7 protein-coding genes and 1 pseudogene are annotated in these 8,659 nt (G+C 69.0%); 4 read left to right on the top strand and 4 right to left on the bottom strand.

Annotated elements, in window-relative coordinates; translation table 11 throughout:
* Nucleotides 1-245 (bottom strand): annotated as a pseudogene (locus tag VFB40_RS13240) (poly(3-hydroxybutyrate) depolymerase); the annotation flags it as partial.
* A 298-nt stretch (nucleotides 246-543) separates the two neighbouring features.
* Entirely contained in the window at nucleotides 544-4,185 is a 3,642-nt protein-coding gene (locus VFB40_RS13245) for a glycoside hydrolase family 3 C-terminal domain-containing protein (RefSeq protein WP_324850433.1), read from the bottom strand.
* Between the two features lie 344 nt (nucleotides 4,186-4,529).
* Here VFB40_RS13245 and VFB40_RS13250 point away from each other — a divergent pair, with 344 nt between their 5' ends.
* Together VFB40_RS13250 and VFB40_RS13255 are read left to right on the top strand one after the other, a co-directional pair.
* Entirely contained in the window at nucleotides 4,530-4,964 is a 435-nt protein-coding gene (locus VFB40_RS13250; protein WP_324850435.1) for a MarR family winged helix-turn-helix transcriptional regulator, read from the top strand.
* A gap of 1 nt (nucleotide 4,965) precedes the next feature.
* Nucleotides 4,966-5,409 (top strand): hypothetical protein, encoded by a 444-nt coding sequence (locus VFB40_RS13255; protein ID WP_324850437.1) that lies wholly within the window; start codon nucleotides 4,966-4,968, stop codon nucleotides 5,407-5,409.
* Nucleotides 5,410-5,463: 54 nt separating this feature from the next.
* On the opposite strand, the gene VFB40_RS13260 is transcribed toward VFB40_RS13255, so the two are convergent.
* On the bottom strand, nucleotides 5,464-6,450 hold the full coding sequence (locus tag VFB40_RS13260; RefSeq protein WP_349261465.1) for a GlxA family transcriptional regulator: 987 nt from the start codon (nucleotides 6,448-6,450) through the stop codon (nucleotides 5,464-5,466).
* Between the two features lie 71 nt (nucleotides 6,451-6,521).
* On the opposite strand from VFB40_RS13260, the gene VFB40_RS13265 reads away from it, so the two are divergent.
* Nucleotides 6,522-6,857: a cupin domain-containing protein gene (locus VFB40_RS13265; RefSeq protein WP_324850440.1), complete on the top strand. Its 336-nt coding sequence runs from the start codon at nucleotides 6,522-6,524 to the stop codon at nucleotides 6,855-6,857.
* A gap of 41 nt (nucleotides 6,858-6,898) precedes the next feature.
* On the opposite strand, the gene VFB40_RS13270 is transcribed toward VFB40_RS13265, so the two are convergent.
* Nucleotides 6,899-8,014: a MerR family transcriptional regulator gene (locus tag VFB40_RS13270; protein ID WP_324850442.1), complete on the bottom strand. Its 1,116-nt coding sequence runs from the start codon at nucleotides 8,012-8,014 to the stop codon at nucleotides 6,899-6,901.
* A 125-nt stretch (nucleotides 8,015-8,139) separates the two neighbouring features.
* On the opposite strand from VFB40_RS13270, the gene VFB40_RS13275 reads away from it, so the two are divergent.
* Nucleotides 8,140-8,659, top strand: a 520-nt coding sequence (locus VFB40_RS13275; protein ID WP_324850444.1) for a phosphotransferase, incomplete at its 3' end; no start/stop codon positions are given.

Consider the following 8,659-nt stretch of genomic DNA (forward strand, 5'->3'; position numbering starts at 1 on the left):
TAGGGGTGGCTGGAGTCGTAGTTCGCGGGCAGGCGCAGGATGTAGCTGCGGCTCTGCCCGCTGCTTTGGATCGTGTGCGTCCCGCTGGCCAGCGTCGCAGCCCTACCGCAACCGGCGCTCGACGCCATCGGCGCGCCCAACGCAGCGGAAGCGCGCAGACCGCCGCTCAGCACCAGAGCCCCCACCGCCGCGATCACAAGCATTGCGAGCGCGATGGGCCCGAATGTGGCTCTACGTTTCGACATGCACGGCTCCTCTGCCGTCGGACCTGAATCCGTTGACCCGGCGCGCGGCGCTGGCAGTCCGGCATGCTCTGATAAGTACGATACAGGGGCCTGTTTTGCCTCGCTGTGCGCCTTTGAGTCGGTCACATCGATAGCAACTCATCCCATGTTCCGCAACGAATAGCCGGTCAACCAGCGCTTAGCCTCGGGAGCGGCATCAATATCGCGGAAAGTTTCATCCCATGTCTCAGACTCTCAACAGCGCGGGTCGGACACGGCGACGAGACCGCGTCCGACCCGCTTCAGGCTGCTGCGATGGTCAGCCGACGCCGATGGCGAACACGTGCATCGCCGTCTGGTTGATCAGCGCCGCGCCGATGTCCGGAAGAGTCAGATACTTGATCGTCTTGCCGGGGATCAGCGGGACCGTTTCCGCGTAGAGGCTGACCTGGTTGTGCAGCGCTCCGCTCGCGTTGTTGAGGTAGGGCAGGGTGACGAGCATGTCGCCTCCGCTGGCCGGGGCGTTGGTCCACCAGTCGTTGAAGGCGAGGCTGAACGGCTGGGTGGTCCCGTCGCTGTAGGTGATCACCGCGGTGCCGGAGGCGGCGCCGTAGTCGGCCGTGCCGATGATGCCCAGGGTCGATCCGGTGCCGGAGACAGGAACGGTCTGGCCCTCGGCGACGATGTTGTTCGGCGTGCCTGATGCGGCGTCAGGCCAGGTGAAGCTGATTCCGTCGTGCGTGAACGTCGCTCCGGGGGTGAGGCTCGGCGTGGCGGCCGCGAGCGTCTGGGCGGAGTAGCTGGCGCCGCCGCCGTCGAGGTTGCCGGGGGTGGTGTTCGAGTCGTCGCTGACACCGGGGTTGGTGTAAGCGGCGGTGATCGACGGATAGGGGATCGAGACCGTCGCGCCGGTGTTCTCGCTGTGCGTGCCGGTGCCGTCGGTGAAGGTGAATTGGGCGGTCAGGGCGGGAGCGCTCTGCGTCGGCGTGGCGTCCGCGGGGACGTTCACCGTCCAGGTGGTCGTGATGGTCTGCCCGGGCGCGACGCTGCCGAACGTGGCGGGCGTGCTGGCGGTGGCCGTCCAGCCGGCGGGTGCGGTGAGGCTGAAGGACACGTTACGCAGCGCCTCCCCGCCGCTCGGGTTCGTGGTCGTGGTGGTGACCGTGAAGCTGCCGCCGGGCACGGCAACGGCCGGCGCGGTCATGCTGAACGGTTCGTGCACGACGACCGGAGTCGATCCCGTCACGCCGTCGACGGTCACGCGGATCGTCGCGGCGCCGGTGGCGTGCGTGGTGACGACGCCCTTGCGGCTGACCGTAGCCACGGCCGGGTTGCTGCTGCTGTAGCTGACGTGCCTGGTGGCGAGGTTGACGAAGGACTCGTCGTTGTTCACGGCCTCGACGATGTTGTCAGCGCTCTGGTGCTGCGCGGCCTGCGCGGTGTCATCGGCGATCCACGGGTTCTTCCCGGTCAGGTCGAGCTTGTCGCCGGGCAGGAAGACCACCTGGTCCGGCTGCACCGTCACGTACTTGATCCGCGGGGCGATCGCCCCGGTGATCCGCAGCGAGGTGGACGCGACCGCGTTCGCGGCGTCGGTGGCGAGCTGCAGGCCGTAGGTGCCGTCCGGCACGATGTTCTTGTGCTGCTGCTCGTTCCAGACGGCCAGGTCGGGGACGTTCACGGTGATGGAAAGGTGCTGAGTCTGGCCGGGCTTGAGCACCGCGGTCTTCGCGAAGCCCTCGAGCCGCTTGGCGGGCAGCTGCACTCCAGCCGCGGCAGGAGAGGTGACGTAGAGCTCTGCGACAGTGGCGCCTGCGACGGTACCGGTGTTGGTCACGTCGAACCGCACGGTCGCCTTGCCGTTGGCGTTAGCGGCCCGCGTGGCGTGGACCTTCGAGTAGGCGAACTTGGTGTAGCTCAGGCCGTAGCCGAACGGATAGGTCGGCGTTCCGGTGAAGTACTGGTAGGTGCGGCCCAGGCCTCCGGTGTCCGCGGGGGTCAAGCCGTAGTTCTTGATCGGCGGCAGCTGCGAGTCGTCCTTGTACCAGGTGAAGTCCAGGTGCCCGCTCGGGTCCTGCTTGCCGAACAGCACGTCGGCCAGCGCGGCGCCCTGGCTCTCGCCGTTGTAGGCGCTGTACACGATCGCGGGGAAGTCGCCCTTGACGTTCTCGATGTCGATCGGGCCGTCGGTCTGCATCGAGAGCACCGTGCGCGGGTTGCCCAGCGCGGTGACCTGGCTGATGAGTGAGTCGTAGTTGCCGGGCATGGCCAGGCTGGCGCGGTCGCTGCCTTCGCCCGCGGTGCTCGCGTCGGTGCCCACGAACACCACGACCAGATCCGCGGTCTTGATCGCGGCCTGGGTCTGCGCGGAGCAGGCCGCCGGGGTGGTGGCGGTGGTGGAGGTTCCGCAGGCGTCGAAGGTGACGGTGGCGTTCGGGTTGGCGGCCTTGACCGCGGCGGTGATCCCTTGCACCGCGTTGACCTGGAGCGTCGGGTCGCCGGAGTAGCCGCCGAGGGTGACGGTGTCGGCGAGGTTGCCGACGATCACGACGTTGTTCAGCGCGGCGGGGTTGGCCGGCAGCAGGGTGGTGGAGGTGCCGGGCAGCGCGTCGTTCTTGAGCAGCACCAGGGAGTTCGCGGCCACCTTCTCGGCCAGCGCCTGGTGCGCCGGGCTCTGGATCTGCGCCTTGGTGATCCGCGTGTAAGAGACCTTGCTCGGCGGGTCGAACTCGCCGGTCTCCATGCGCACGGTGAACAGCTGCACGAGCGCGTGGTCGATCACGCCCTCGCTGAGGATTCCGGCCTTGATCGCCGCCTCGACGTTGCCGATGGTGGCGTCGCCGCCGGTGCAGTTCGCGTCAGTCCCGGCCCGCAGCGCGTAGGCCTGCCCGCCCGCGTCGGCCGGCACCTGCGCACCGGTCGCAGTGTTCGTCCATACCTGGGCGCCGTTGACGACCGAGGTCGTCCAGCCCGGCGGGGCCCAGTTGTGGCTGGACTGCGCGCTCACGTCGCCGACCGCGCCGCAGTCCGAGGTGATGTAGCCGCCGAAGCCCCAGGTGCGCTGGGCCAGCGCGTCGGTGGTGTAGGTGTCGGCGGGGGAGGGCGTGCCGTTGATGGCGTTGTACGAGGTCATCAGGCCGGCCACATGCGAGTCCTGCACCAGGCTGCGGAACTGCGCGGTGTAGTAGTCGCGGATGTCGGTGTCGCTGGCGTCGGAGGAGTCGGCGTGCCGGTTGTTCTCGTTGTTGTTGAGCGCGAAGTGCTTGGCGGTCGCCGCCACCTTCAGGTACCGGCTGGTCGGCGCGCCGGTCAGGGTCTCGCCCTGGTAGCCATCGACGAACGCGCCGGCCATCTGGCCGACCAGGTAGGGATCCTCGCCGAAGGCCTCGTCGGTGCGGCCCCAGCGCGGGTCGCGGTCGAGGTTGACGGTCGGCGCCCAGAAGGTCAGGGAGCCGTAGTCGTCGGCGGACGGCCCGATGTTGTTCTGGCCCACGCCCCACAGCGACTTGTCCAGCTCGCCGCGGATCTCGTCGGAGATGGCCGTGGTCTCCTGGTAGACCAGGGCCGGATCCCAGGACATCGTCGAGGCCAGATTCGTCGGGAAGCTCGTGGCGTGCGGGCCGCCGCTGACGCCGCCGTTGTTCGAGTCCGCGCCCAGCAGGTTGATGCCGTGCTGGCCCTCGCTCCAATACGTGTACTGCTGCACACCCAGGCGCGGGATCGCCGGGGCGCTGTTGGTGTGCAGCTGCGCCACCTTCTCAGGGAGCGTCATCCGCGAGACCAGGTCGGCCGCGCGCTCGGAGAAGGAGTAATGGGTGTCGAGGTAGATCGGTACCGCACCGCTCTTGGCCGCGGCAGGCGACGCGGTGCCCGCGGCCGTGAGCGTGCTGGCCAGTAGGGCGGCGGCGCAGAGTGCCGCCGCCTTCCGCGGCCGCCGCCAAGGTCTTGTTAGCGCTAACATGCGATCCTCCAAGTAGCCCGCGCTCGGGATTGCGAGATCTCCGACGTCGAAGGGTGGGGTGTCACAGGGCGCCGAGAAAGGAGTGTCGTCGCCTGCGAAAAGGGTGTCAAGGCTTGCGTTTGGCGAATGTTGCGGAGATATCCGGGACACGGTGAGCCGCAGGACTAACCGCCCTGACATACCACTATCCTCATGAGCTGCTGCTTCACCTGGAGTAGCCAGAGCGCCCTGCCGAGATTCGCAGACTTCTCAGTCGCACGAGTTCGCAATGTTTCATCGCGCTATCGGAACGTTTACTGGAACTCGCTTGCACGCATCGCTACGGTTTCGTACTATCCGAAATCGTGAAGTACGAAACCGTGCCGTCCGCGCCCTCGGCCTTGCTGGCTCTGCAGCGAGCCACCCACGCCACCCTGCAGCTGATCGCCGCCGAACTCGTCGACCTCGACCTGACCGCCTCCGAGATCAACGCCCTGGCCAACCTCGCCGACGGCGCCGGCCGCACCGTCTCCCAGCTCGGCGCTGCCGCCGGAGTCAAGCCCACCACGCTCACCAGCGTGCTCGACCGGCTCGAACGCCGGGGCCACATCACCCGCACCACCCGAGTCGGCGACCGCCGGTCCGTCCTGATCGAGCTGACCGGTCCCGGGCGCGAGGCCGCCGCCGTCATCGTGCGCACCCTCGCCGACATCGAGCACCGCGCCCTCGGCGGCCTGCCCGCCGAAGCAGTCGCCGGATTCCGCAGCGTCCTCAACGCACTGACCGAGGAAGGCTCATGACATGTACGAGCACACGGATACGCACCATGGCTCAACCGAACCGCCATCGCTGTTTTCCCAGCTGATGGCCGAGGTGATGGCCACTGCCGACCGATTCGCGCACCGCCAGCACGTCCACCTGACCTGGCTCGCCGTGCGCCGCTACGGCACCGTCACGGCGATAGGCGTAGTCAGCGACGGCATACAGCGCGTGGCCCGGTACGCGGGCGCGCCCCAGAAGTACAACGCCACCGTCAGCCGCGCCTGGGTCGAACTCGTGGGCCACCACGCCGACCACTGCGACGCCGCCGATTTTGACACCTTCGCCGACCAGAACCCCGTGCTGCTCGACAAGAAGCTGCTCACGCGCTTCTACCGGCCCTCGACGCTGGCGAGCGCCGAAGCCAGGACCGGTTGGGTCGCCCCCGACCTGGCACCCTTCCCCTGGAACTGCGCCACTGCCTAGCAGCGCCGACATGGAATGCAACGAGGCCTGCGTGACGACGTGGCAGGGCCGTGACTAAGCCGCGATGCCCTGCTCTCGGCTCGCCGAGGACAGGTGTCGATAGACGCCTGGCGTCGTGCCCACGTGGTCGCGGAAGCGGCGACGCAGATTGACCGCCGAAGAGAGGCCGACGCGCGCGGCGATCGCGTCGACGGGCAGCCGCGTCTCCTCCAGCAAGGTGCGCGCCGCGGTGAGTCGACGTGAGAGCAGCCACGCGCCCGGGCTGGTGCCGAGCTGATCGGCGAAGCGGCGGGCCAGGGTGCGCGGTGAAACACCGAGCTGCGCGGCCATTTCAGCGACCGATAACGCTGTGCCGAGGCGTTCGTCTGCCCATGCGAGCAGGCCGGCGAGCTCGTGCGCGGGCGCGGTGGAGGGTGGATGCGGCGTCACATGCGCCGAAGGCGGCGCGTGCCCTGCCTGACCGCCCTCCTGGCGCGGAGGCAACACCATGTGCTTGGCCAGCAAGTCGGCGTGGGCGGCTCCGTGATCCTTGCGGACCAGATGCAAGAACAGGTCGATGCCTGCGCCCGCACCGGCGCTGGTGGCGACGTCGCCGTGATCCACGAACGGCGCGTGCTGCTCCACGCGCACCTGCGGGAACTGCCGCCGCAGTTGTTCGACGCGCGCCGGGTGCGCGGTAGCCGAGCGCCCGTCGAGCAGCCCGGTTTGTGCGAGTGCGAACACACCGGAGCAGACCGTGACCAGGCGCGCCCCATGCGCGTGGGCACGACGGAGCGCTCCACGCAGGCGGTCGGACAGGGGCGCCTCTACCGGCAGCCAGCCCGGGACGATCACGGTTTGCGCGCGTTCGAGCGCGCAGAGACCTTGCGACACGGAGATCGCATATCCCGCGGTGGTCGCAATCTCGCCGGGCGTCTCGGTGCACACCTCGAACGCGTAGTGCTGAGGTAGTCCGGCCCGCTGCGTTCCGAAGACCTCGACGGCGCAACCCAGCTCGAATGTCGACTGCACCGGTCGCACGAGAGCCACTACGCGATGCATGGCAAGAAAGTACCCCATGGTGTCGGTGCAGGCTCTTTCTCGCTGCCGCCTACGCCGGGCACCGTTGAGGCATGCACCCCGAGATCCTCGCCCAGGAGGGCTACAGCTCCGTTCACGTTGACGATTGCCCAGTCCGAGAGGTATTCCCGGGCATCCGCCTGCGTCTGCTGTGGAAAGCGCAATCCGGCGCGCAGGCGGCTGTGCTGGAGATGGATGCGGGTACCTCGTGGCCGCGTCGCGATATCCACGCGCCGGGCCCGGAGGAGGTCTACGTGCTCACCGGTACATTCCACGACGGCGCCCGCGACTACCCGGCTGGCACGTTCCTGCACGCGCCGGCCGGCTCATGGCACGTACCGGCGACCGCCGGCGGCTGCACGCTCTTCCTCTTCTACCCGGAAGGCTGACCGTCGCCGACGGGCCACTGCCGCCGATCGCGCACGATGAATCAGGCCACGAGCAGGCGCAGGCCTAGCTCCGCCGCCTCAAGCGCGACGAGGTCTCGGTTGCGCTCGGCCCATCGGCCCGAGGAGAGGTCATCGCGCAGCTCGTCCACCGCTCGCTGCTCGGCCTCAGGCCCGACTCGGGTCCACACCGACATCGCGCGGCGCACGTGCTCGTCGAGGTACGCCTCGGGCCGGCGCCAGTAGGCCTCGAAGAAGCCGTCGGCGCAGTCCCAGGGCACGAGCACCGGCTCCGCGCGGGCCCCGATCGCGCCGGCCAGCTCGGCCAGTGAGGGCCAGCCGACGAAGTACTCGGCGAATTCCGGCAGGTAGTCGCGGATGAGCCAGAACCGCTCGCGCCAGGCGACGCCGCCGGCGTCGTACGTGAACACCACCACGCGCCGGGCCACGCGCCGCATCTCGCGCAGGCCCGCGATCGGATCCGACCAGTGGTGGACGGTGCTGAACGCCATCGCGGCGTCAAAGGAATGATCTTCGAACGGAAGATTCTCCGCGGTGGCGGCCACGCACGGCGCCGCGCCCGCCGGACGCAGTGCCCGCATGACCGCCGACGGTTCGACGGCTGTGACGTCGCGGTCGGGTGGCTCGTACGAACCGGTGCCGGCCCCGACGTTCAGCACGGTGCGCGCGTCCCCGAGCGCCTCCCAGATCCGCGCGGCGATCCGCGGCTCCGTGCGCCGCGTCGCCGGGTAGGCGGACCCGATGGTGTCGTACAACTGCGCGCCGAACACCTTCAACTGCTCCTCCGGCGTGGTCCTTATCCCCATCGCCCGTGCCTCCAGTTCCCTGTCGATGGCCGTCACCATGGCGGCAGCGTGGTCGCGCTGCTCCAGCAGCAGGCCGCGCAGTCGGCGCAGATGCGTGACCGCGTCGGTCGCCGGGTCGTCGACCAGGTCCGCGATCTCACGCAAGCCGAAGCCCAGCCGGCGGTAGGTGAGCACGCCCCGAAGCCGCTCCACGTCGCCAGCCGAGTAGGCCCGGTATCCGGCCGTGGTCCGCGCGGACGGCTGCACGAGGCCGATCTCGTCGTAGTGATGCAGCGTGCGGACGGTCACACCGGTCAGTTCCGCCACACGTCCTACGGTCAGGTGCTCCTCCACGCCACCGACTATGCGGCATCACGTCACGTGAGGGTCAACAGGGCGCGTAGGCGATCGGCCGCGCTACCGCACGCGGCAAACAAACCCGTGGCGACCTCGGCGGTCATCCCACGACAATGATCGACGTGCCGGAGATCGAGGTCGTCGTCGCCCACAAGGAGCGCGCGACCCTGCGCGTCGGCGAGGTGTTCCTGAAGATCGACGCTGATCAATCGCGCCTCGACGTCGAGGTCGAGGCGATGGCTTTGGCGCCGGTCCCGACCCCGCGGGTGCTGTGGCGCAAGCCTCCTGTCCTCGCGCTCGCAGCCGTCCCCGGAACGGCTCTCGGCCGCCTCGGCGAGCCGTCACCGGCGTCGTCGGCGGCGTGGGCCGCGGCGGGTGCCGTCGTGCGGATGCTGCATGAAGCGCCGCTGCCGCCATGGCCCGGCACGACACTCGACGAGTCCGCATCGCGCCTCGAGGAGGAATGCGAGCGGCTCGTCGCGGACGGCGTGCTTCCAGCTGACCTGGTCACGCGCAACCGGCAGATCGCCGAGGCGGTGTTCCGGCCGTGGAAACCGGTTTTCACCCACGGCGACCTGCAGCTCACCCACGTGTTCGTCGACGGTGACGAGATCACCGGCGTGATCGACTGGTCCGAGGCGG

This window comes from Actinocrinis sp. (assembly GCF_035650855.1).
Lineage (GTDB): Bacteria > Actinomycetota > Actinomycetes > Streptomycetales > Catenulisporaceae > Actinocrinis.

Coding starts and splice junctions, on each gene's coding strand:
- VFB40_RS13245 (WP_324850433.1), bottom strand. CDS start 4,185: ATGTTAGCGCTAACAAGACCTTGGCGGCGGCCGCGGAAGGCGGCGGCA.
- VFB40_RS13255 (WP_324850437.1), top strand. CDS start 4,966: ATGTACGAGCACACGGATACGCACCATGGCTCAACCGAACCGCCATCG.
- VFB40_RS13260 (WP_349261465.1), bottom strand. CDS start 6,450: ATGCATCGCGTAGTGGCTCTCGTGCGACCGGTGCAGTCGACATTCGAG.
- VFB40_RS13265 (WP_324850440.1), top strand. CDS start 6,522: ATGCACCCCGAGATCCTCGCCCAGGAGGGCTACAGCTCCGTTCACGTT.